Source organism: Kitasatospora sp. NPDC058048 (assembly GCF_042885555.1).
GTDB classification, from domain to species: domain Bacteria; phylum Actinomycetota; class Actinomycetes; order Streptomycetales; family Streptomycetaceae; genus Kitasatospora; species Kitasatospora lactacystinica.
Window position 1 is genome coordinate 185,805 of the sequence record NZ_JBHVRT010000006.1, and the last position, 20,636, is coordinate 206,440.

A 20,636-nucleotide genomic window follows, 5' to 3' on the forward strand; every position below is an offset into this window, starting at 1 on the left:
TGGTGATGGATCGGAAGAACCTCCGTGGAGCCGACGTGGTCCTGCTGCCGGGCGCCCGGACCGGCCGCGATCCGGCCCGCTCGATCAAGCCCGGGCCGCGCCGGCTGCCCGCCGGCGTGGTCGCCGCGACCCAGCGCGAGCGGCTGCTGGACGGCCTGGTGCGGACCGTCGCCGAGCGCGGCTACCAGCACGCGACGATCAGCGACATCTGCCGCGCGGCGGGCGTGACCAGGCCGGTCTTCTACGAGCTGTTCAGCGGCAAGGAGGACGCCTTCCTGGCCGCGCACCGGCACGGCACCGGTGTGGTGATCCGGCGGATGGCGGCGGCCTTCACGGCCGAATCCGACTGGTGCCGGGGCATCCGGAAGGCGCTCGGTGCGATGCTCCAACTTCTCGCCGGAACACCGGCGTTCGCCACGATGGCGGTGATCGAGGTCGAGGCGGTCGGCCCGGCGGGCCGACGGGAGCGGGCCCAACTGCTGACCAGGTTCCGGGCGTTCTTCGACGAGGTGCCCCAACTGCCGGGCGGGGTCGACTCGAAGGAGATGGTGGACTCGGTGGTGGGCGGCGTCTACAGCGCGATCTACCGGTGGATCGACTCCGGCCGGACCGAACAACTGATGGAACTGCTGCCGGTGTTGAGCATGTTCTGCCTGTCGCCGTTCCTCGGTCCGGCGGAAGCGGCCGAGAGGATGGGGGTGCGGGACTGGCCGAAGCGGGTCGCCGATTGGTGAAGATCCCTTCGTGCACCCGTATTGACCCGGCCAATACCGGGCAGTAGCTTCCCAGTTACTTACCGCGTGCTGACCGGACCCGCCCCGCTGCCGAGGGGCGGACGGCCCGGTCGCGCCCGGGGAACGCTGTCCGCGCCAGGACAACGTGCCAAGTGCCTGCAGACCCATCCACCCACAGGGAGCACACACATGGCCATGTCCGAGGACGCCGCCACGGCGGCCGAGACCCCGCAGACGCCGAGCGGGCCGAGAAGAGGACGGGTCCGGCTGAAGCGCACCGCCCTGATGGCCGTCCCGGCCGTCGCCGCCGGGGGCGTCCTGATGGCGCTCACCGCCCAGGGCGTGCTCGCCGCCCAGTTCTCCATCTCCGGAATGCCGTTCACCATCACCGCGGACAAGCTGGACGGCGAGGGCTTCGCCCAGTTCGGCGCGCTGGACTCGATGATCCCCGACAGCCCCAACGCCGGCTCCACCGGCGGTCAGGTGCTGGTCGCGGTGTCGGCGATCAAGAAGGCCGAGATCACCAACCTGTGCCAGAGCGTCGACCTCGGCGGCATCAACCTGGTGATCCACGCGGGCGACGGCGGCACCCCCGTCACCGCCTCCGACCTCACCACCGACTCCGACCTGCTGTCCGGCGACGCGGAGTTCAAGAACATCGAGATCGGCGGCGACGCCAGCACCTACACCAAGGCCGGCCCGGTCGGCAAGGGCGGTGCCGGTGTCTTCGGCCAGCAGGCCGACCACGTCACCCTGACCCACCTGAACCAGCACAACTACGCGAGCACCGCCGTCGGGTTCAAGCTGCCCAACCTGCGGCTGAGCTTCAGCTCCACGGGCTGCTGACCATGACGGAGTCCGTACCGGAGCCGGCCGGCACCGGCGAGGGCACCGCGGCACGGGCCGAGGGGGTGGCCGCCGAGGGGACGGCGGCCGCGCCCGCCCAGGCCGCGGCGGCCACCGCCGCCGAGCCGACCGCGCGCCCGACCAAGCGCGACTGGCGGGGCAAGCGGCCGTTCTGGGGCGGGCTGCTGGTGACGCTCGGCGGCGCCGAGATCCTGTTCACCCTGAAGGCCCCGCTGCCCGTCATCCTGCACATCGGGATGCAGGGGCTGGCCGGGTACCTGGTGCCGGCGGTGATGATGCTGTGCGGCCTGCTGATCCTGTTCAATCCGGCGCAGCGGCTGTTCTACTCCATCCTCGCCGTGCTGGCCTCGCTGGCCAGCTGGCTCACCTCCAACCTGGGCGGCTTCGTGATCGGGATGCTGCTCGGAGTGGTCGGCGCCTGTCTCACCTTCGGGTGGCTGCCCGAACAGCCGCTGCGCCAGGGCCGGCAGCGGCGGCTGGAGCGCCGGGAGACGCACCGGGCAGGGGTCTGACGACGGCGGTGCCCCGGGTCCTGGTGGTGGGAGAGCACCGGGGCGTGGGGCACCCGCCCGTCGCACCCGTTCCTTCGCGGCCGTCCTGCCGCGGGTGTCCTTCGGCCGCTGTCCTTCCGGGGTCGTGCCCGCCCTTCCGGGGCCGTACCGGCCCATCCGGGCGGTCCGGTCCGCGGTGGCCGAGAACCATCCCGGTCCACACGTACCAACGCAAGGGGTCGATGGTCCCGGGTTCCTCCGGGGCGATCGGCCCTTCTCGCGCTCGGCGGCCCGGCAGTTGACTGGACGGGACATGGACAACAGCAGCATGAGCACTGGCACCGCCACCGCCACCGCCGAGTACGACCGCCTGATCGCCCGCCATCACGCGATGCGCCTGCGACGCCAACTCCTCGCCCCGTCCTCCTCGGGCAGCGGCGACTTCGGGTACGGCGCGTACGGCGAGGACGGCGGCTACGACGGCGCCGCCGACCAGCACCTGATCCGGCGCGACCTCGACCTGATCTCCCCGCTCGCGGATCTGATCGACCACCTCTACGCGGTGATGTTCAGCCATCGCCCGTATCTGCGACCGCTCTTCCCGGCCTCGATGGAGTTCCAGCAGCTCCACCTGGAACGGATCTTCCACCACCTGATCGACCACCTCGACCGCCCGGCCGAACTGGAGCAGACACTCCGCCAACTCGGCCGCGACCACCGGAAGCTGGGTGTCCGGCCGGTGCACTACGAGGCCTTCGAGGAGGCCCTGTGCGCGGCCGTCCGGCACCGGGCCGGCGAGCGCTGGACCGAGGACCTGGAGGGCGCCTGGGTGCGGATGCTGCGCTTCGCCGTCGGCGCGATGGTGGCCGGAGCCGACTCCGCGCTCACCGAACCCCCGTACTGGCACGCCGTGGTGACCGGCCACGAACGCCGCCGCCCCGACCTCGCCGTGCTGCGGGTGCGCACCGGCGAGCCGTACCCGTACCGGGCCGGGCAGTACGGCACCGTCGAGCACCCGGCGCTGCCGCACACCTGGCGGCAGTACTCGATGGGCTGCGCCCCGCGCGCCGACAACGAGCTGGAGTTCCACGTCCGCCGCACCGGCCCCGGCGGGGTCAGCGCCGCCCTGGTCGAGCACATCGCCGTCGGCGACCGGCTGCGCCTCGGCCCGCCGCGCGGCAGCCTGCTGCCCGACGACGACGCCCGCGACCTGCTGCTGGTCGCGGGAGGCACCGGCCTCGCCCCGATGAAGGCGATCATCGAGCAGCAGACCACCAGCCGGCCGACCGGCCGCCGGGTCCACCTGTTCGTCGGCGCCCGGGAGCGCGCGGACCTCTACGACTGGCAGTCGCTGGCCGAACTCGGCCAGCACAAGCCGTGGTTGACCGTCACCCCGGTCACCGTCGGCGAGCTCGCCGACACCGTCGCCTCGGCCGGCGACTGGCGCGAGCACCTGGCCTGCGTCACCGGGCCGATCGGCATGGTCGGCTCCGTCCGCACCCGGCTGGCGGCGGCCGGGCTGCCGTCCACGCAGGTGCGGTTCGACCAGGCGCTGTTCCGGTGACGCCGGCCGGACGGCCGTCGGACCGGCGGCCGCCGACCGGGCGGCCGCCCGGTCCGTCGGCGGGTCAGCGGTAGCAGTAGGAGTCGGAGGAGGCGTCGCCGCCCGCCAGGTGGGTCTGGTGGACGCGCAGGCCCCGGAAGTCGGCGCCGTGCGGGAAGAAGCGCTCGTCGACGCTCAGCCCGCCGGCCTCCGGGTCGGCGTCCAGCTTGACCATCCAGGGCTCGATGCCCTCCGGGTAGAACTGGTCGTCCCAGGCGCCGTAGAGCGAGTTGGTGAGGTACAGCCGCCGGCCGTCCCGGCTGATCTCCACCATCTGCGGCGCCCCGCTCAGCGGCCGGCCGGGCTCCGCCGGGTGCGGGGTGCGGGCGGCGATCCCGCCGAGCCGCACCGAGCCCGCCAGGCGGGGGTGGAACGGGTCCGAGACGTCGTACTGGAACAGCTCCCCGGTGCCCCACGCCGAGACGTACAGCCAGCGGTCGTCCACCGACAGGTTGATGTCCGTGACCAGCGGCGGCACCGCGCCGAACGGCTGCAGCGCGGGCGGCAGGTCCTCGGCCTTGGCCGGCTCGGCGGGGATCTCGATCACCTTGCGCGCGGTGAACGCCGGCCCGTCCCGGTACCAGAGCCACACCGAGGAGGAGAGGTCCTCGACGTTGGTGACCACACCGACGAAGCCCCACTCCGCCTGCGGATCGTGCGCCGGGCGCAGCTCCAGCACCATCTGGTACTGGTCGCCGAGGTCCACCCGCTGGAGGTGGCGCCCGGAGTCCAGCTCCCAGAAGTGCAGCGCGTGGCCGTACTTGCGCCCGAGCAGGAGGTCCGGCACCACCCCGTCCTCGACCATCGACGGGGTGCCCCACTCGCTGGTGATGCCCACGTTGGTGCCCAGGTGCCACCAGACGTCGTAGGCGAAGTGCTGCGGACCGCGCTCGGTCTCCCAGGGGCGCAGCACCTCGAAGGTGGTGTGGTCGAGCAGCGCCACCCCGCCCGGCCCGTCCTCGCCGTCGGCGCCGCCGAGGCAGGAGAGGAAGACGCCGTCGGGGCCGCAGTGCAGGGTGTGCGGGCGCGAGTAGCCGGCCTTGGCGGCCAACTCCTCGGCCTCGATCGTCTTCACCAGGCGCGGGCGGACCGGGTCGGGCCGGGTGTCCAGGACGTGCAGCCGGGAGGAGCGCAGCCCGGGCAGCAGCAGGTAGCGCCGCTCGGGGTTCTCGTGGCAGGCGTGGGCCAGGGCGCTGGAGCAGGCGTTCCAGCCGAAGTGGTGCAACTCGTCGCCGAGCGTGGGCAGTTCGGCGAAGTTCAGAACCTTCCCGTAGCTCGCCGAGTCCGGATCGGTGTCGACGCTCAGCAGTGCGTCCGGCTGCTGCCCCGACCGGTCGAACCCGGCCACGTACGCCAGCTTCTCCGGCGGAGCGGCGATCGCCTCGGCGGCCGAACGGTAGAGCGACGGATCGGTATGCCCGTGCTGCATGCAAACTCCCCAACTCGCCTGGTCTGTCCGGGAAGCGTTCCACAGAACCACCGGCGCACAGGAGGCGCACGAGAAGCGGCCGGGAGGCGCGGGCGGCTACCCTGACCGGGTGCACAACAGCATTCGCGGGGGGAACTTCCACGGCCCGGTCGTCCAGGCGCACACCGCGCACGTGACGGTCACCCCCCGGCCGCCCACCATCGCCGGCCTCCCGCCGCTCACCTCCGCCTTCACCGGACGGGAGCAGGACCTCTCCGAACTCCGGGCCCTGCTGACCACGGACGGCCCGCCGACGGTGACGGTCACCGGCCTCGGCGGCATCGGCAAGACGACGCTGGCGATCGCCGTCGGCCATGCCCTCCTGGACGCCGAGCACTTCTCCGCGGCCCTCCTCGTCGACCTCCGGGGCTACGACGAGACCCCGGTCGAGGCCGGGCAGGCCCTCGACACCCTGCTGCGCGCCCTCGGCGTCCCGGCGGAGCACATCCCCCCGGACCCGGAGACCCGGGCCGCCCTCTACCGCGCCCGGCTGGAGCAGCACGGCGGCGGCGTCCTGGTCATCGCCGACAACGCCTCCGCCGCCGACCAGGTCCGCCTCCTCCAGCCGCCGTCCACCCGCCACCGCCTCCTGGTCACCTCCCGCGAGACCCTCCCCGGCCTCGGCGCCCGCCTCCACCGCCTCGGCGTCCTCGGACCCGAGGCGGCCGTCGCCCTCCTCGACACCGTCGTCCGCGCCGCCCGCGCGGACGACGAGCGGGTCACGGCCGACCCGGCGGCCGCCCGTCGCATCGCGGAGCTGTGCAGCCGCCTCCCGCTCGCCCTGCGGCTCGCCGCCGCCCAGCTCGTCCTGGACCCGCACCTCCGCTCCGACGAGCTCGGCACGGACCTGGCCGATCACGCCGCCCGGCTCGACCTCCTGGACGACGGCGAGGTCGGCATCCGCATCGTGCTCGACCGCTCGTACCGGAGGCTCACCGAGCCGCAGGCGGAGCTGTTCCGGCTGCTGGCCCTCAACCTCGGCCCCGACATCTCGACCGAGGCCGCCGCCGCACTGGCCGACGGGAAGGTCCGCGAGGTCCGCTCCCGGCTCGCCCGGCTCGTCGGCAGCGCGCTGGTCGAACAGACGGCGGGCGGCCGCTGGTACCTCCACGACCTGGTCCGGGACTACGCCCTGGAACACGCCGGTCGCCACCGGGCGGCCGGCGGGAGCGCCCTGCAGCGCCTGCTGGTGCACTACGCGCAGACGGCCGTGGCCGCCGACGAGGAGATCGAGGCGCTTCCCGGAAGGCCGGGCCCCGGCCGGTTCCGCGACCGGGGCGAGGCCCTGGCGTGGCTGGAGTGCGAGCGCGCCAACCTGGTCGTGACCGTGCGTCTGGCGGCGGCGATCGGCCTTCCCTCGGTGGCGATGCCGCTGTCCTCGGCGCTGGTCGGCCATCTGGTCCGGTGGTGCCGGAACGACGACGCCGTCGCGATGACGACGGCGGCGCTGTCCGCCGCCCTCGCCGTCGGGATCAGGTCCGAGGAGGCGACGGCGTGGCACAACCTCGGCTTCGCACAGGGCCGGGCCCGCCGGTTCGAGAAGGCGATGGAGGCCTTGCTGACCGCCGGCGAGATCTTCCAGGAGGTCGACGACCGGAAAGGGGAGGCCTCGGCCCACGCGAACCTCGCCGAAGTCCTGGCGAGCCTGCACCAGAGGCAGCCGGCCATCGACGCGACCCGGCACGCCCTCACCCTGGTGCACGGCCGGGACGACCGGCGGTGGGAGGCCCGGCTGTCGTTCAACCTCGGCATCCTGCTGATCGACGCGGAACAGCTGGACGAGGCCGACGAGACGTTGCGGCGGACGGCAACGGTCTTCCGGGACCTCGGTGACCGGAGCGGCGAAGGGATGTCCTGGGGCTCCGTCGCCCAGATCCTCAGCCGCCGGGGTCGCTACGACGAGGCGATCGAGGCCCATCAGCGGGCGCGGATCATCTGCCAGGAGGCCGGTGACCGGTACAACGAAGCGCTGGTGCTGGGCGATCTCGGCGTCACCCTCGCCCGGGCGGGCCGGGCCGGGGAAGCGGTGGACGCACACGAGCGGGCCGGCCGCCTGCTGCGGGAGACGGGGAACCGTCAGGGGGAGAGCCAGAGCCTGCGCAACCTCGGTATCGCCCTGCGGCGTGTCGGGAGGGCGGACGAAGCCCTGGCGGCCCACCGGCGGTCCCTGGCCGTCTGCCAGGAACTCGGCGACCGCACCGGTGAGGGCAGCACCTGGAGCGCACTCCGAGCCGTGTTCGAGGACCTCGGCCGGCACGAGGAGGCCGAGGAGGCCCGCCGGCAGGCCGATCGTGCCATCGACGACGCCTGCGCGGCGCTCTCCGAAAGCATTGCGATCATCACATCCCAGCAGGTCGGCGATGCCGGGGACGAGCAGGGCTGAGCCAGTACAGTCACCCTCATGGAGTTCCGTGAAGACATCCTGGGTGCCCCCTACGAGGCCGCCGAGCTGACGCTGCGGCCGGACGACGAAGGGGCGGTGTGCGCGACACTCGTCCGCCGGCCGGTGCCCGGCGCGGACCGGGCCGTGCTGTACATCCACGGGTACAACGACTACTTCTTCCAGACCAACCTCGCGGACCACTACACCGCGCTCGGCTTCTCCTTCTACGCCCTCGACCTGCGCAAGTACGGCCGCTCGCTGCGCCCCCACCAGTCGCCGAACTTCGTCCGCGACCTCGCCGAGTACGACGAGGAGATCGACGAGGCCGTCCGGATCATCCGCGAAGTGGACGGGCACCGTCAGCTGCTGCTCAACGGGCACTCCACCGGCGGGCTGATCGGGGCCCTGTGGGCCGGCCGCCGGGCCGGGCGCGAGGTGGTGGACGGGCTGTTCCTCAACAGTCCGTTCCTGTCGATGCCGGTCGGGCCCGCGGCCCGCACCCTCGGCGGGCCCGCCGTGACGGCGGTCGGGCGGCTGGCGCCGACCCGCGTCCTGCCGTCCGCGCTCAACCCGCACTACACCCACAGCCTGCACAAGGACCACCAGGGCGAGTGGGACTTCGACCTCACCCTCAAGCGCCCCGAGAGCTTCCCGCTGTACGCGGGCTGGCTGTCGGCGATCCACCAGGGCCACCGGCGGCTGCACCGGGGACTGGGCATCGACGTGCCGGTGCTGCTGATGGCCTCGACCCGGTCCATCTCCACCACCAAGTGGCACAGCGCGCTGCACCACGCCGACGCCGTCCTGCGCGCCGACGACATCGCCGCGCAGGCGCCGCGGCTCGGCCGGCACGTCACCGTCGTGCGGATCAAGGGCGGCATGCACGACCTGGTGCTGTCCGGTGCGCAGGCCCGCACCGAGGTGTTCGCCGAACTGGACCGCTGGCTCACCGCCTACCTCGACGTCGAGCCCGTCGGGGAGCACGCGTGACCTTCCCGCAGCACGAGGGCGCCGAGGACGACGAGCACGACGAGCCGGTGCCCGTCGGGCGGCGGACCGACCTCGGCTTCGCCAAGCTCATGCCCGACCTCGACCGGGACGGCGGCTGGCTGCTCACCCTGGACGGCACCCCCCAGTCCTACGTCGACCTCGCCGACCCGACCCACCTGGAGTTCGAGTACACCCGGCGCCTCGGCCACCTCGCCGACGCCCTCGCCCCCGCCGGACAGCCGCTCGACGCGCTGCACCTCGGCGGCGGCGCCCTCACCCTGCCCCGCTACCTGGCCGCCACCCGACCCGGCTCCCGGCAACGGGTGGCGGAGGTGGACGGACCGCTGCTGGAACTGGTCGCCGAACAACTGCCCTGGCAGGGCCCCGGCGCGGACATCACCGCGACCGTCGGTGACGCCCGGGAGGCCCTCGCCGAAACCCCGGCCGGCTCGCAGGACCTGGTGATCGCCGACGTCTTCCACGGCTCGCGCACCCCCGCCCACCTCACCTCCGTGGAATTCCTGCGCCTGGCCGCGGCCGTGCTGCGCCCCGGCGGCTGCTACGCGGCGAACCTGGCGGACGGCCCGCCGCTGGCCTTCGCCAAGGCGCAGGCGGCGACGGTGCGGGCGGTGTTCCCGTACGTCTGCCTGGTGGCGGAGGCGCCGGTGCTGCGCGGCCGCCGGTACGGCAACATCCTGCTGGCCGGCTCTACGGCGCCCCTGCCGGTGGCCGAGCTGACCCGGCTGCTCGCCGGCGACATCTTCCCGGCGCGGCTCACCGACGGGGACGACCTGGCGGACCTGGTCGGCCGGACCGCCCCGGTCACCGACGCCGAGGCCACCGACTCCCCACCCCCACCGGACGGCGCGTTCAGCATCGGCTGAGCCCAGGCCCCGCAGGGTCGGCGGCCGGAAATCCGGTGGGCCTCCTCCTTCCGCCCGGGTAGCGTGCGGGGACGATCCCGGAGGAGGCGAGGCGATGCGGCCGCTGCTGCTGGTGGACGTCGACGGACCGCTGAACCCGTGCGCGGCGAAGCCCTACCGGCGGCCCGAGGGCTACGAGACCCACCGGTTGATGACGCCGCGCTGGGAGGCGGCCGAGCGCCGTCGGCTCACGGCCTGGGGCCTTCCCCACAAGGCGCCGAAGCTCCTGCGGGTCTGGCTCAACCCGGCCCACGGCCCGGCCCTCGCGGCGCTGCCCTTCGACCTGGCGTGGGCGACGACGTGGCAGGAGGAGGCCAACGCCTTCATCGGTCCCTTGCTGGGGCTGCCCGGCCTGCCGTACATCCCCTGGTCCGAGCCACGGCCCGAGCCGGGCGGCGGGGTGTTCTGGAAGACCCCGCAGATCGTCGCCTGGGCGAAGGGCCGCCCGTTCGCCTGGGTCGACGACCTGATCACGGACGCCGACCGGGCCTGGGTCGAAGCCCACCACCCAGGCCCGGCGCTGCTCCACCACGTCGACCCGAAGGTCGGCCTGACGGCCCAGGACTTCGCCCGACTGGCGGACTGGTCCAACGCGCTCGGCTGACCGCACGAACGAGCCGGGAGTTCGTGGGTCACCCAGAGGCTGGCGGCGGCTAGCTCCAGGCGGGGGTGAGCGCGGCCCGCAGCGCGGCGCGGCGCTGGGGATTCCGCGCGCGGGCGATGCAGTCGGCGCAGCCCCCACCCCAGGGCGGTGCCGCCTCCGGGTATCCAGGGGGCGCGGGCGGGGGTGTGCACTGGTGTCTCCTGGGGTGGGGCCTGTGGTCACGCTGGGTGGTGGAGGGGGAGTACGGCGTAAGGGCCATGTCGGTAGTGTCGTTTTACTGACACTCTTAGAAAGATCTATACACAGCACTCTTACGGTGGGGCTCAACGCCAACGGGGGGCCTACACGCGGCACTTCGACACCGGCCCCACCCCGGGTGGACGGGGTGGGGCCTGGTGCCGGTGGGGGCTCTGTCGGTCGGTGCCGGCCCTTCGACCCGCGACCTGGCAGGACCGAATGGCGAGCCCGTCAGCCGTATTCTGGGCGCGCCCTCGCACGAGTGACACATGGTGGTTCGTGGGCGGATGGGCGCTATATCTGGACGCACGATCACCCTCGGCGGCGAGGCCGAGGTCACCCGCCAGCGCCCACACGCCACGACAGTGCGCAGGCGCCCCACCTTCAACGGGAGTACACGTGAACGTGCGCAGGAAGATCACCGTCTTGGTCATGGCCACCGCGCTGACGGCCGGCCTGGCCGCGATCGGTTTCCCGGCAACCGCCGCAGACTGCGGTGTCCGTTCCGATGGCCGGCTGTACTGCGAGCACAAGGCCGGAGCCAAGGGCTACGAGCAGCGCTCCTACCAGTCGGTGTCCAAGGGCCAACTCGGCGGCACCTTCGACTGGTTCGAGTGCTGGGGCCACGGCGACCCGCACGCGGGCGGCAACAACATCTGGTACTGGACCCAGCTCGACAACGGTGCGTGGGGCAACGTGCCCGCCTTCGACGTCAGCAGCCCAGTGGATCCGGCTCCCGGTCTGCGCGAGTGCTGACCCTGGCTCAGCGGTGTGCGGTGGCGAGGTGTCGCTCACGGCACTCGTCGGTGTAGCCCTTGCCTGCGTTCTTCGTCTCCCACCCGCAGGTACAGACGGCCCGGGAGTACGCCCGGCCGGAGCAGCCCTCGGTGAGCGGCTTGCCGCTGCTGGTGTGCTTGTGGGTGGGCGGGCATTCGGTGCCGTCGGCGTGGTGGTCGGTGCGGGGCGCGGTGAACTTCGGTGCGGGGCCGTCGTCCTTCGGCCAGCTGGCCCGGGGCGGGGTCTGGTGCCAGGTGTTTCGGCGGCGGTTGTCGGCTTCCTGCTCGGCGTCCCACTCGGCTTCGGTGAGGGCGTCGCCGACACACAGCGGCTCGGTGTGGTCGTACCAGGTCTCCCGGTCGCCCGTGACGATGCGCTCGGCTTCGGCCTGGGCGGCTTCGGGGCTGTCGGCGAGGACGGGCCCACATGCACGGTGATGAAGTCGACGGCGACGATGTACTTCGGCAGGCTGCTTGCTCTCCGGTGCTGTGCGGGGGTGGGGCCTGGTGTCAGCGGCGGCCGGTCAGAGCCGGACGCCGCTGACGCCCCGCCCGACCGGGTGGGCCCTGGTGTACTCGGCGCGGGCGGCGTGTCCGGCGCGAGTGAGCCGCCAGAAGCCGGTCATGTGCCCAGAGGTGAGGTATCCGGCCTCGGCGAGCCGCCGAGCGGCGGTGCTGTCCGGGTCGGCGATGTCGGCCCCGATCCGGTTGCCGAAGGCCCAGTGGGACAGCAGCGTGAAGTCTTCGGCACTGATCAACGGTTGCCCTCCGGGGGTGTGCTCCATCTCGGCGATGATCGCTTCGAGTTCGGCGGTCAGCTTGAACAGCAGCTCCCTGCTGTCGAAGGCGCGGGAGGTGTCCATCTCGTCCCAGTCGTCCATGCGCTCGTTGTCGGCGAGCTGGTCGGGGTAGCGGGCGGGGTCGTAGGTAGGGACGTTCTTCCGGAACCCGGACTCCCACGCCTCTTCGTTGCGGTAGACGCGGTCGACGAGGGCTTGAAGCTGTGCGGTGGACATGGCGCTGTTCCTTCGGGGCGGGGGTGGGGCCCGGAGTCTGAGGGGCCCCGGCGGGGCCGGAGCGTGTCCGGTCGCCACCGAAGCGGCTCAGGCCTGTGTGCCGGTCAGTGCCTGCGTGAACAGCCACATGGCGTCCGTGATGATCCGGTCCTGTTCCTTCGACGCGTCCCGGCCGCAGTCGGCGCAGCGGACCGTGGACAGTTCGAGTTCGAGTTCGAGGCCGGACAGGTCGGCGGTTGCGGTGCCGTCGGGGAGGCAGCGGACGACGAAGCACAGCGGAGCGGAGGCTTCGAGGGTCCCTCCGCAGTAGAGGCACTGGAAGCGGTCGTCGTCGGTCATGGCCGGCTCCTGGGTTGTTGGGGAGGTGAGGGGGTGGGGTCTGGTGTCTGTGCACCCTTGGCGGGGACCCTGCGCGGGGGCTGGGCCGCCACCAGGGGGGCACAGCTCAGAGCGACCGGAAGACGTAGTTGCCCGCTGTGTGGGTGTAGTCGCAGTCCCACGCGGTCATGTCCAGGGAGGCACGCCACCCCCGGCAGCTCTCGTGTACCGCGCGGTATTCGGCGTCCGTCTCCATGAGCTTTATTGCCCGGGGCGTCATGGCAGCCGAAATCCGATACGAATATCGGCCGGCCCCTTTCATTGACGGGAAAGCACAATGTGACCTGCGGGAATAAACTCAGCGCCACGCACTGTGCGCAGAGAGTGAGCCTCTTTCATTTTTGCTGGAGGGTGAAACGGGCTGGCCGAAGAATGTGGTGAGGAGGCAGGGCGCCTCGTCGTGGCGTAGAGGTTCCACTCGCCACACCGGCGCCCGGAGGAGCCCACTGAAGCCAATTTTGTGCGCGCAGAGAAAACTTGGATGGCGCTACCAGAAAAGCATCGTTTATGCGGACCCGTAACTTCTATGCGCAAGGGGCCTGTCTGCAACTGACGGCTCCACGTGCTGTATCAAGGGAGTGAGTCATGAGTTCTCAGGTGAGGGCATTCGGGTTCGGCATGCCGTGGGAGTCGTTGTACGGGTACAGTCAGGCCATCCAGGTCGGTGACACGGTTTATGTGTCGGGGCAGCTGTCTCATGACCGTCACGGCAACTTCGTGGGTGCCGGCGAATTCGAACTGCAGGTCCGCACCGCGCTGGAGAATCTGGACCTGGTGCTGAGGCATTTCGGGGCCGAGCGTAGCCAGATAGTGGAGACCACGGTTCTGGTGAGGAACCTGCGGGAGAACTTCGACGCGACAGCACGCCTCCACGCCCAGTACTTCGGGGAGCATCGGCCCACCAGCACGGTCATGGGCGTTTCCGACTTGGCGCTGCCGGACCAACTCGTGGAGATCGGCGCGCTCGTGCGTCTCGATGTGAAGCCGTAGGCGAGGAGGCCGGCCTGATTCCCTCGGCCTCTTTCGTCCTGAATAGTTGCGGGTCCGGCGGTGCTCGCACAGCAGCCAGGCAACATGCTCGACGAGCTCATGCGGGACGTCGAGCGTGGCTCGATACGGAACCGACAGAGCCCCTTCGGTCGCCGGTGTGATGAGTGGAATCACCACGCCGACGACGAGGGGGCCCTGCCTGGTCACCGCACCCGCCGACCAGCCCATTTCACCCACCAGCACAGGGGGCCGCGGGTGTCGGCCGGCATGTTGACCGGGCGGCCTAAATACATGTGGAGGCGGTTCTCGCGCGTGCGCGCACCTGTTGCTGCGGCACTCCGGCCGGCCTCCCCTCGCAGCCCGCCAGGGCAACGCTCCCCGATCGGTCCTCTCTCCCCGGTCGTGGTCGAGCACCTGGCGGGGCCCTGCGCTTCAAGGAGGCTGCCATGTCAGCGAGTTCACGCCGGACGACTCCGCTTCCTGCGCACTGGGCCAGCCTTCGCCGCGCGGTGATGAACCGCGACGGCTGGATGTGCCAGCACATCCGCTACGACACCGGCGAGCCGTGCGCCGAGCCCGCGCGCCACTGCGACCACATCGTCCCCGCCTCCGAAGGCGGCTCCGAAGGCGGCTCCGACGACCCCGCCAACCTCCGCGCCTTGCGCGACTGGCACGTGCTCCGCAAGGACGCGGCCGACGCCGGCCGGGCCCGTAAGAGGGCCGCCGCAGAGCGCTGGCAGCCCGCCCGAACCCGCCGTCGCCACCCCGGGGAGATCCGTTGAACGTCGACCCGACCGAGAAGAACCCGGCGGCGATCCGCGCCGCGCTGGTCGCGCTGTACGAGACGGAACTCGACCTTGAGTCGACCGACCTCGCGCTGATCGACATCGCCTCGCCGATGCTTGCCCGCGCCGCCCAGCTCGACGCCGTGGTGCGCCGCGAGGGCCAGATGATCCCCGGCGGCAACCGCGCCGGCATGTTCGTCCTGCACCCCGGCATCGCGCAGGCCCAGACCAACCGGGCGAGCGCGGCCGGCTACCTCGCCAAAATCCGCGGTGAGGGCGAGGGCAACCGCCGGGGCCACAACGCCCGCGACGCCATCGCCGCCCGCTGGGGCAACCGAGTCTGACGGCCTACTTCCCTCGATACCACGACACGTCGGAGCAGTCTTTGATCGCCTTGTCAGCGCTGGCCTTCTCCGCATCCTTGGCCGCGCTCTCCTGGCGTCCCATTGCCGGATCGGCGGGATGCTTGGCGGCGAGATCGGCATCCTTGGCGGCGAGGTCGGCAGCAGTCGCGTCACTGAGCAGGTCTGAGTGAAGGGTTGCGTCGTTGGCGCTGGCGGCAGCGTCCCGGAGCCTGCTGGCATACAGGTACATGGCGGCTGGATAGCCAAGCACTAACAGGTCGTTCGAGGAGGCTCCAGCTGCCGCTTCAAACGCGTTGCACGCCTTGATGTCGCCTGCATGCGGGTCGGGGTGTCCAGCGAGTTGGCGGAAGCCGAAGAACGCCAGCACACCGACAAGGACACCGGCGATCGCCAAGCGGAATGCGAGCTTTCTGCCTCTCCCGCCCTCCCGCTTGTCGTGTGCCCCGGCGTCCCCATCCTGAGCTTTTGCCATCCGGCCCCCTCGGCCCAGCGATTGTCTCAGCGGAGTCATCGTAGGCGACGAGGCTTGGGCAAACGCGCCAACTTCCATATCCTGCAACGCCTTTGCTAAAGGATGTCCCGCAACTGCTGGCCTGCTCCCGCGTTGGTCACGGCATGGGTGGGGTGATCTCGGCGAGCGATCCGATGTGGATCGAGCCGTTCTCGGGGTTGAGCGAGTCGCAGTTCCGCAAGCTGGTTGCGTTGGTACGCCGTCGTGGCGGTGACGTCCAGCGCGGCCGGCCGTGGCGGCTATGCCTGGAGGACCGGGTGCTGCTGGTCGCCACTTACTGGCGGACCAACCTGACCTTGCGGCAGGTCGCCCCATTGTTCGGGATCTCGAAGTCCGCTGCGGACCGGGTGCTGGACCACCTCGCACCACTGCTGGCAATCCCGCCCGCCCGCCGGCAGCAGCAGGACACCGTACTGATCGTGGACGGCACCCTGGTGCCCATCCGCGACCGAACGATCGCGGCCTCCAGCAAGAACTACCGGTACTCGACCAAGCAGCAGGTGGTGATCGACGCCAACAGCCGACTGGTCGTCGCCGTCGGCCTGCCCCTGCCGGGCAACCGCAACGACTGCCGGGCCGTCACCGGGTCGGGCGTCGACCGTGCCTGCCGGGACGCGCCGGTCCTGGCGGACGGCGGCTACCAGGGGACCGGCGCCCTGATTCCGCACCGGCGCCGTCGCGGACAGGAGCCCCCGCCAGACCATGGCCCTGGGCGATCGTGCAGACGACGGTGACCTCCACCGGATACGGAGTATCCGGGCCGAGCTCGCCCATCGCCGCGAAGATCGGGGCCTTGTCGAACAGCGACCAGCGCCGTCCCGCCGCATCCGTGAACTGAACCTCGACCACCCCGGGCCACGGCTCATCGTCCACCCAGCGGACCGCCTCACATCGCAACTCAAGCACGAACGCCCCCACGGCTGACCAAGGTCATCAACGAGCGCCAGTATGCCGCGAGACGTCAGGCCCCGGTTACGGGACAACCTTCAGTGAACGGCGCGCCTCAGCAGCACTTCGCGGTGGACAACCTCCGTGGAGCTTCCGACCTTCTCAACGTAGCGGTTCGCACTCACCGCCTCCCAGCCCTGCGAGCCCAGAGCGTTCAGCTCTGAAAGATCGACGTTCCAGCCACTCACTCTCACGTCGATGATCTTGTACTCCCAGCTCGCTCCCACAGGTTTCCCTTCGCCCTAGCGGTGGAGTCCTCTGCCGATGGTGGCATGCGCACTCGTAGGCGCGCTGGGAGTTCAGCAAGGTCCTCGGGCACCCCGCACCGCCCAATTGGCATACCCAACACCAGAATCCAGGAGAGACGTGCCCGAGACCCCGACCCCGGCCGAGGCGATCCCCGATGGCGTGGCCCACCCGGACACCCCGCACGCACCCGAAGAGTCCAAGGCCCCGGCCCCGGAGGGCGGCGAGGAGGGCCCGGCCCCGAAGCCGGTGGAGCCGGACTACCGGGCGCTGTACGAGAAGATCCAGGCCGACCTGGACGCCGCCCGCGAGCGCGGCCAGGAGGCCGGCGTCGAGGCGGACGAGCTGCGCGCGCAGGTGGCCCAGCTCCAGGAGCAGGCCCTTCGGGGCCGGATCGCCGCCGAGTACGCGCTGCCGCCGGTCCTCGCCGCCCTCGTCCAGGGCTCCGACGAGGCCGCCGTCCGCGCGCACGCCGAGCAGCTGGCCGCCGTCGCCGCCCCGAAGCCCGTGCTGGGCGCGGGCGAGCTGACCCCGCACTCCGAGCCCGACCCGTACAAGGGCCTGGCCAAGGAGCTGTGCCGCCGCCGCTGCGGCATCTGACCCCCGAGGCGGGCGGGCGTGCGGTGTCAGGCTTCAGCCGCCGTCATTCCGAGGCGGTGTCCGCCTTGTCCAGCTCATCGACAAGCGCGGCCTCGTTCGGCGGGGGTGCATTATCCCCCCGGAGCGGCTTGACGATGGTGTGTGTAATGACCTGCCCGCTGATCTGCTTGCTGTCCAGCCTCTGCTGACCTTCTGCCATGTCCCGTCTCCTTCTTCCGTGTCCGATGGGTTCGTTCGTTGACATGCTCCCTTTCGGGCGACTGCGCGACGAGGGGATTACGAGACATCGGACGATGCCGTCGGCTTGAAACGATCACCCAAAACCTGAGACCGCCCTGCCCCGTGCGGCCTTCCGTCTTCCCGAGGAACAGCGCCATCTCTCTCAATCCGAACCGCGTCAACGCCTTCCAGAACCCGGACAAGCTCGTCCAGGCGGCTCTCGCCAATCTGAAGGACTCCGTGGTCCTGGCGGGCATGTTCGACCGCCGGGCCGCGTCCGAGTTCGTGAACGCGACCGGCCAGGCCATCAACATCCGCCGCCCCGCCCGCCTGAAGGGTGCTGAGGAGGCGATCGACGCCAAGCGCAAGTTCAACGACGCCTCCACCTGGATTCAGTCGGAGAACTTGAACGAGGGCCCGCTGACGGTCAAGCTCGACACCCACGCCTACTCCGCGGTGGACCTCTCCGACGCCGAACTCTCCCTGGATCTCCTGTCGTTCGGCGAGCAGGTCATGGTCCCGCAGATCGACTCCATCACCGAGCGTCTGGAGAACAAGGTCGCCTCCGCGATGACCGAGTTCCCCGAGGTCGCCACCGCCGCGAAGATCCCGGCGGACCTCACCAAGGCGGCCTCCGACGAGCAGGCCGGCCAGATGATCCGCAAGGCGCTCACCCGCCTGCGCGTGCGGCTCAACAAGGAGAACATCCCCGCCGAGGGCCGGACCGTCGTCCTGGGTTCCGAGGCCGCGTTCAACCTGCTGGAACGCGGGCGTACCCGCGTGACCGTCCACACCGTCCACACCGTCCGCATGATCGATGACGGCTACGGCGACCAGCGGCCGGCACCCGGCCCGAGCAACACGTCCTCGGCGTGGGTCGCCCCGGTCGGCGACGCCGCAGTCGGACACGAGGCGCCTGTCCGGCACGTCCAGGATCTTGAGCACGTCGTCCGCACCCTTACGGCTGTACCGCGAGGAGTCGTAGACCCACAGGCAGTCCGACTCGCCCTCCAGCAGCGCGTGCACTGCCGAATCGAAGTCCGGACGCTTCACCCCCTCTTTGTACGCGCTCAGGTTCTCGCGGAAGATCCGGCGGACCTCGTATCGGTTAGTCCTTGCCCACTCGCGACCCTTCACCTCCTGGGCCCTCAGCGACAGGATGTCCCGGGTCGCCGTGCCCCGGACGACCTGCGATTTCCGAAGAAGCAGGTCGACGAGTCGCACCGGTCCGGCAGGCTCCGTGCCATGGTTCCACTCTCCAGTCAGCAGCGCGGGCTCGCACTCTGGAGGTGCAAGGGCGACCCGTCGCTCTGGCAGGAGGAGGCCAACGCCTTCATCGGTCCCTTGCTGGGGCTGCCCGGCCTGCCGTACATCCCCTGGTCCGAGCCGAGGCCCGAGTCGGGCGGCGGGGTGTTCTGGAAGACCCCGCAGATCGTCGCCTGCGAAGGGCCGCCCGTTCACTGGTCCGACGCGCTCGGCTGACCGCACGAGCGAGCCGGGCCTTCGAGGTCAGACGGGCGGCATCAGGTCGCTCTCGCTGATGGTGTACGTCAGCGGTGGGTAGACGAAGTCCGTTTCCGTGTTCTCACGGCGCCGCAGTCGGTAGAACTCGTGCCTCTGCTCCTCGTCGGCCGGCACGAGGCGTTCACCGTCGGGGAGGTGCGCCTGTCCGTCGCGAAACCGGACGAGTGTTTTTGACGTTCGGAAGGTCACGCCCAGCCATTGGTTGTCCGCCGTGCGGGCGGGCGGGTCCAGGACGATCTTGTGTCTGAGTCGCCGGTTCGAGTCGACCGAGAACGCGACGATACTGTGGTGGGTGAGGGGGATCTCGAACTTATCGCCATCGGGCTCCTTCGATTCGAAGATCAGCTTCCTCGGCGGGCTCGCGTCGGGATGCTGGTAGCAGGAGAAGACGGCGATGAACGAATCGTCGGCCAGATCGAGGGCCTGGTCGGAATGGCTGCCCATGGTCGCGTAGGCGTTCGTGTAGCTCTCGATGAGAGCGTTGTTGAAGCCGACCGAGAGCGCCGTACGTTCTTGAACCTGTCGTGCCAGCCGTTCGTGCACCGCCCGGAAGCGCTGCGTCGGGCTGCTGTAGCGAGTGGTGGTCCGTACGAGGGGCGCATCACCCGTCTCGTCGATCCTGGCGAGCACAGCGCCTCGGCGGCCCTTTCCCACGTCTTCCAGGCGGGCCGACGCGGACAGTTCCGCGAAGAGGTTCTCCTCGGTGGGCAGCGTGCACGAGAGGATCTCGTCCGAGATCCTAGATGCGGGGGGCAAGGTAGTCTCCCGTGTTCATGCTGAAGAGGAATTCGTCGCCGTAGTCGATGAAGGACGAGGTCCTGTTCTCCTCGGCGTACAGCCTGCGCAGCTCGTCCATGCCGGCCGGTGTGGGCGGCTCCAACTCCACCGGTTCTCCGTCCCGTTCGAGGAACGTGCGGCCGTCCTTGTGGACGGCTTCGGTGTTCGAGCAGCGCACCACGTAGCCCAGGCGGGTCGGGATTAACTCGGCGTCCAGCGACGAGGGCCGGATCTCGTGGGTGTAGAGGCGGTTGGTGGACAGCGGCATGAAGAACACGGAGCCGGGGTGGAGGGTGACGGTGAACTGCGGGGGGAGTGCGGCCCCGTCGAGTTCCGCGGTCCGCTCCTTGAGGCGGAAGTGGAGCCTGGTCAGCCCGCTGGCGCCCTTCACTCCGAAGTCGTAGGTGTCCTCGGTCAGGGGCTGCAGTTTGTCGAGCCGGTCGTAGAAGGTGCAGAAGGCCATGATGCCGTTGGCGGGCATGTCCTTGGTCTTGTCGGCATGGGCCGAGATCTTCGCCTTGGACTGCTTGCGCCCGGCCGTGGCAAGGGTGTTGTGGTAGATCTGCGCGAGGACGTGGTTCAGCGGTGCCTGGTTCCGGAAGACGGCGGCGGCCTCGCGGTTCAGCGCTTCGACGATGAGCGTGTCGGTCGGGCGGAAGCTCTCGGTCGGCCCCGAGAGATTGGTGGAGCAGCGGAGCAGGCGGAAGTGCAGTTCGTCACCGTTGCGCGTGACGGGCGTCAGGTAGATCCCGCTGCGATGGGCCGCGCCGGGCTTGGTGGACTCCGTCAGGGACTGGAACGCGTGCTCCGTACGTATCCGCCCGAAATGATCGTCGCCGAGTCCGAAAAAGCGGCGGTAGTACACGCCGACGCCGTGTACGCGGACGGGGACCCGGCCGAGGTCGACGAGGCTCCAGGGTTCGCCGACGTCCTCGTGGTAGCCGTGCGACAGTTCCCGGATGACGAATACCCGTGCAGCCGAGTGCAGTTGACGGCCGTTGATCCCGGATACGTCGCCACACAGGTAGACCGTCCTCCGAGCGAGGTCGGGCGAGCCGGAGGCAAGCTCCTCCGGCGTGAGCGTGGACCCGAAGAAGTCCCTGATCACGTCGTTGTCCTGCAGCATCGAAGGTGCGACCAGGATGTTGCCCGCATCCTCGATGCGGGCTTCCGTCGGCTCTGTCGTGTGCATCAAACGGTA

Annotated in this window: 22 protein-coding genes and 2 pseudogenes; 14 read left to right on the forward strand and 10 right to left on the reverse strand. The window is 70.6% G+C overall.

Features of this window, described 5'->3' with window-relative positions:
- The first annotated feature begins 5 nt into the window (after positions 1-5).
- From ACFVVA_RS08840 to ACFVVA_RS08855, 4 genes are all read left to right on the forward strand, one after another.
- Entirely contained in the window at positions 6-734 is a 729-nt protein-coding gene (locus ACFVVA_RS08840) for a TetR/AcrR family transcriptional regulator (protein ID WP_359900973.1), read from the forward strand.
- A 189-nt stretch (positions 735-923) separates the two neighbouring features.
- Entirely contained in the window at positions 924-1,580 is a 657-nt protein-coding gene (locus ACFVVA_RS08845; RefSeq protein WP_359900974.1) for a DUF6230 family protein, read from the forward strand.
- Positions 1,581-1,582: 2 nt separating this feature from the next.
- Complete coding sequence (locus ACFVVA_RS08850) at positions 1,583-2,113, forward strand: DUF6114 domain-containing protein (protein ID WP_359900976.1); 531 nt, start codon at positions 1,583-1,585, stop codon at positions 2,111-2,113.
- A 307-nt stretch (positions 2,114-2,420) separates the two neighbouring features.
- The gene (locus ACFVVA_RS08855) at positions 2,421-3,656 is read left to right on the forward strand and encodes a globin domain-containing protein (protein ID WP_387687188.1); all 1,236 of its coding nucleotides are present in this window, start codon (positions 2,421-2,423) and stop codon (positions 3,654-3,656) included.
- 64 nt (positions 3,657-3,720) lie between these two features.
- Here the strand turns inward: ACFVVA_RS08855 and ACFVVA_RS08860 are convergent, their stop codons facing one another.
- Positions 3,721-5,124 carry a selenium-binding protein SBP56-related protein gene (locus tag ACFVVA_RS08860; protein WP_387687191.1) on the reverse strand — a complete coding sequence of 468 codons (1,404 nt, stop codon included), beginning with the start codon at positions 5,122-5,124 and terminating at the stop codon, positions 3,721-3,723.
- Between the two features lie 109 nt (positions 5,125-5,233).
- Between ACFVVA_RS08860 and ACFVVA_RS08865 the strand changes: the two genes are divergently transcribed.
- The 5 genes from ACFVVA_RS08865 (at position 5,234) to ACFVVA_RS08885 (ending at position 11,056) form a co-directional block, all read left to right on the forward strand.
- Complete coding sequence (locus tag ACFVVA_RS08865; protein ID WP_387687193.1) at positions 5,234-7,546, forward strand: tetratricopeptide repeat protein; 2,313 nt, start codon at positions 5,234-5,236, stop codon at positions 7,544-7,546.
- Between the two features lie 18 nt (positions 7,547-7,564).
- Positions 7,565-8,536, forward strand: a complete 972-nt coding sequence (locus tag ACFVVA_RS08870) for an alpha/beta hydrolase (RefSeq protein ID WP_387687195.1) — start codon at positions 7,565-7,567, stop codon at positions 8,534-8,536.
- Between the two features lie 89 nt (positions 8,537-8,625).
- On the forward strand, positions 8,626-9,420 hold the full coding sequence (locus ACFVVA_RS08875) for a spermidine synthase (protein ID WP_387687401.1): 795 nt from the start codon (positions 8,626-8,628) through the stop codon (positions 9,418-9,420).
- 94 nt (positions 9,421-9,514) lie between these two features.
- A complete protein-coding gene (locus ACFVVA_RS08880) occupies positions 9,515-10,063 on the forward strand; it encodes a hypothetical protein (protein ID WP_387687197.1) in 549 nt (182 codons plus the stop codon).
- Positions 10,064-10,732: 669 nt separating this feature from the next.
- Positions 10,733-11,056, forward strand: coding sequence for a hypothetical protein (locus ACFVVA_RS08885; protein WP_387687199.1), 324 nt, complete (start codon positions 10,733-10,735; stop codon positions 11,054-11,056).
- Positions 11,057-11,600: 544 nt separating this feature from the next.
- Here the strand turns inward: ACFVVA_RS08885 and ACFVVA_RS08890 are convergent.
- Entirely contained in the window at positions 11,601-12,092 is a 492-nt protein-coding gene (locus tag ACFVVA_RS08890) for a hypothetical protein (RefSeq protein WP_387687201.1), read from the reverse strand.
- 87 nt (positions 12,093-12,179) lie between these two features.
- Entirely contained in the window at positions 12,180-12,431 is a 252-nt protein-coding gene (locus ACFVVA_RS08895) for a hypothetical protein (RefSeq protein WP_387687203.1), read from the reverse strand.
- 624 nt (positions 12,432-13,055) lie between these two features.
- Between ACFVVA_RS08895 and ACFVVA_RS08900 the strand changes: the two genes are divergently transcribed.
- Positions 13,056-13,460, forward strand: coding sequence for a RidA family protein (locus tag ACFVVA_RS08900; RefSeq protein WP_387687205.1), 405 nt, complete (start codon positions 13,056-13,058; stop codon positions 13,458-13,460).
- Between the two features lie 30 nt (positions 13,461-13,490).
- Here ACFVVA_RS08900 and ACFVVA_RS08905 read toward each other — a convergent pair.
- A pseudogene (locus ACFVVA_RS08905) lies at positions 13,491-13,637 on the reverse strand (IS5/IS1182 family transposase); the annotation flags it as partial.
- Positions 13,638-13,906: 269 nt separating this feature from the next.
- On the opposite strand from ACFVVA_RS08905, the gene ACFVVA_RS08910 reads away from it, so the two are divergent.
- Positions 13,907-14,242, forward strand: coding sequence for an HNH endonuclease (locus ACFVVA_RS08910; protein WP_387687207.1), 336 nt, complete (start codon positions 13,907-13,909; stop codon positions 14,240-14,242).
- Complete coding sequence (locus ACFVVA_RS08915) at positions 14,239-14,589, forward strand: hypothetical protein (protein WP_387687209.1); 351 nt, start codon at positions 14,239-14,241, stop codon at positions 14,587-14,589. Before ACFVVA_RS08910 ends, ACFVVA_RS08915 begins: the two co-directional genes overlap by 4 nt.
- A gap of 4 nt (positions 14,590-14,593) precedes the next feature.
- Here the strand turns inward: ACFVVA_RS08915 and ACFVVA_RS08920 are convergent, their stop codons facing one another.
- Complete coding sequence (locus tag ACFVVA_RS08920; RefSeq protein WP_387687211.1) at positions 14,594-15,082, reverse strand: hypothetical protein; 489 nt, start codon at positions 15,080-15,082, stop codon at positions 14,594-14,596.
- A gap of 143 nt (positions 15,083-15,225) precedes the next feature.
- On the opposite strand from ACFVVA_RS08920, the pseudogene ACFVVA_RS08925 reads away from it, so the two are divergent.
- Positions 15,226-15,822, forward strand: a pseudogene (locus ACFVVA_RS08925) (transposase family protein); the annotation flags it as partial.
- Positions 15,823-16,107: 285 nt separating this feature from the next.
- Here ACFVVA_RS08925 and ACFVVA_RS08930 read toward each other — a convergent pair.
- The gene (locus ACFVVA_RS08930) at positions 16,108-16,296 is read right to left on the reverse strand and encodes a DUF4177 domain-containing protein (RefSeq protein WP_387687213.1); all 189 of its coding nucleotides are present in this window, start codon (positions 16,294-16,296) and stop codon (positions 16,108-16,110) included.
- 139 nt (positions 16,297-16,435) lie between these two features.
- Between ACFVVA_RS08930 and ACFVVA_RS08935 the strand changes: the two genes are divergently transcribed.
- The gene (locus tag ACFVVA_RS08935; protein ID WP_387687216.1) at positions 16,436-16,915 is read left to right on the forward strand and encodes a hypothetical protein; all 480 of its coding nucleotides are present in this window, start codon (positions 16,436-16,438) and stop codon (positions 16,913-16,915) included.
- A gap of 43 nt (positions 16,916-16,958) precedes the next feature.
- On the opposite strand, the gene ACFVVA_RS08940 is transcribed toward ACFVVA_RS08935, so the two are convergent.
- The 4 genes from ACFVVA_RS08940 to ACFVVA_RS08955 form a co-directional block, all read right to left on the reverse strand.
- Positions 16,959-17,114, reverse strand: coding sequence for a hypothetical protein (locus ACFVVA_RS08940; protein ID WP_387687218.1), 156 nt, complete (start codon positions 17,112-17,114; stop codon positions 16,959-16,961).
- 77 nt (positions 17,115-17,191) lie between these two features.
- On the reverse strand, positions 17,192-18,622 hold the full coding sequence (locus ACFVVA_RS08945; protein WP_387687220.1) for a recombinase family protein: 1,431 nt from the start codon (positions 18,620-18,622) through the stop codon (positions 17,192-17,194).
- Positions 18,623-18,643: 21 nt separating this feature from the next.
- Entirely contained in the window at positions 18,644-19,414 is a 771-nt protein-coding gene (locus tag ACFVVA_RS08950; protein ID WP_387687222.1) for a hypothetical protein, read from the reverse strand.
- Positions 19,398-20,627, reverse strand: a complete 1,230-nt coding sequence (locus ACFVVA_RS08955) for a hypothetical protein (protein WP_387687224.1) — start codon at positions 20,625-20,627, stop codon at positions 19,398-19,400. Before ACFVVA_RS08955 ends, ACFVVA_RS08950 begins: the two co-directional genes overlap by 17 nt.
- Positions 20,628-20,636: the final 9 nt, after the last annotated feature.

Coding starts and splice junctions, on each gene's coding strand:
- ACFVVA_RS08910 (WP_387687207.1), top strand. CDS start 13,907: ATGTCAGCGAGTTCACGCCGGACGACTCCGCTTCCTGCGCACTGGGCC.
- ACFVVA_RS08900 (WP_387687205.1), top strand. CDS start 13,056: ATGAGTTCTCAGGTGAGGGCATTCGGGTTCGGCATGCCGTGGGAGTCG.
- ACFVVA_RS08880 (WP_387687197.1), top strand. CDS start 9,515: ATGCGGCCGCTGCTGCTGGTGGACGTCGACGGACCGCTGAACCCGTGC.
- ACFVVA_RS08860 (WP_387687191.1), bottom strand. CDS start 5,124: ATGCAGCACGGGCATACCGATCCGTCGCTCTACCGTTCGGCCGCCGAG.
- ACFVVA_RS08895 (WP_387687203.1), bottom strand. CDS start 12,431: ATGACCGACGACGACCGCTTCCAGTGCCTCTACTGCGGAGGGACCCTC.
- ACFVVA_RS08840 (WP_359900973.1), top strand. CDS start 6: ATGGATCGGAAGAACCTCCGTGGAGCCGACGTGGTCCTGCTGCCGGGC.
- ACFVVA_RS08885 (WP_387687199.1), top strand. CDS start 10,733: ATGGCCACCGCGCTGACGGCCGGCCTGGCCGCGATCGGTTTCCCGGCA.
- ACFVVA_RS08850 (WP_359900976.1), top strand. CDS start 1,583: ATGACGGAGTCCGTACCGGAGCCGGCCGGCACCGGCGAGGGCACCGCG.
- ACFVVA_RS08870 (WP_387687195.1), top strand. CDS start 7,565: ATGGAGTTCCGTGAAGACATCCTGGGTGCCCCCTACGAGGCCGCCGAG.
- ACFVVA_RS08955 (WP_387687224.1), bottom strand. CDS start 20,627: ATGCACACGACAGAGCCGACGGAAGCCCGCATCGAGGATGCGGGCAAC.
- ACFVVA_RS08855 (WP_387687188.1), top strand. CDS start 2,421: ATGAGCACTGGCACCGCCACCGCCACCGCCGAGTACGACCGCCTGATC.
- ACFVVA_RS08875 (WP_387687401.1), top strand. CDS start 8,626: ATGCCCGACCTCGACCGGGACGGCGGCTGGCTGCTCACCCTGGACGGC.
- ACFVVA_RS08845 (WP_359900974.1), top strand. CDS start 924: ATGGCCATGTCCGAGGACGCCGCCACGGCGGCCGAGACCCCGCAGACG.
- ACFVVA_RS08940 (WP_387687218.1), bottom strand. CDS start 17,114: ATGGCAGAAGGTCAGCAGAGGCTGGACAGCAAGCAGATCAGCGGGCAG.
- ACFVVA_RS08890 (WP_387687201.1), bottom strand. CDS start 12,092: ATGTCCACCGCACAGCTTCAAGCCCTCGTCGACCGCGTCTACCGCAAC.
- ACFVVA_RS08920 (WP_387687211.1), bottom strand. CDS start 15,082: ATGGCAAAAGCTCAGGATGGGGACGCCGGGGCACACGACAAGCGGGAG.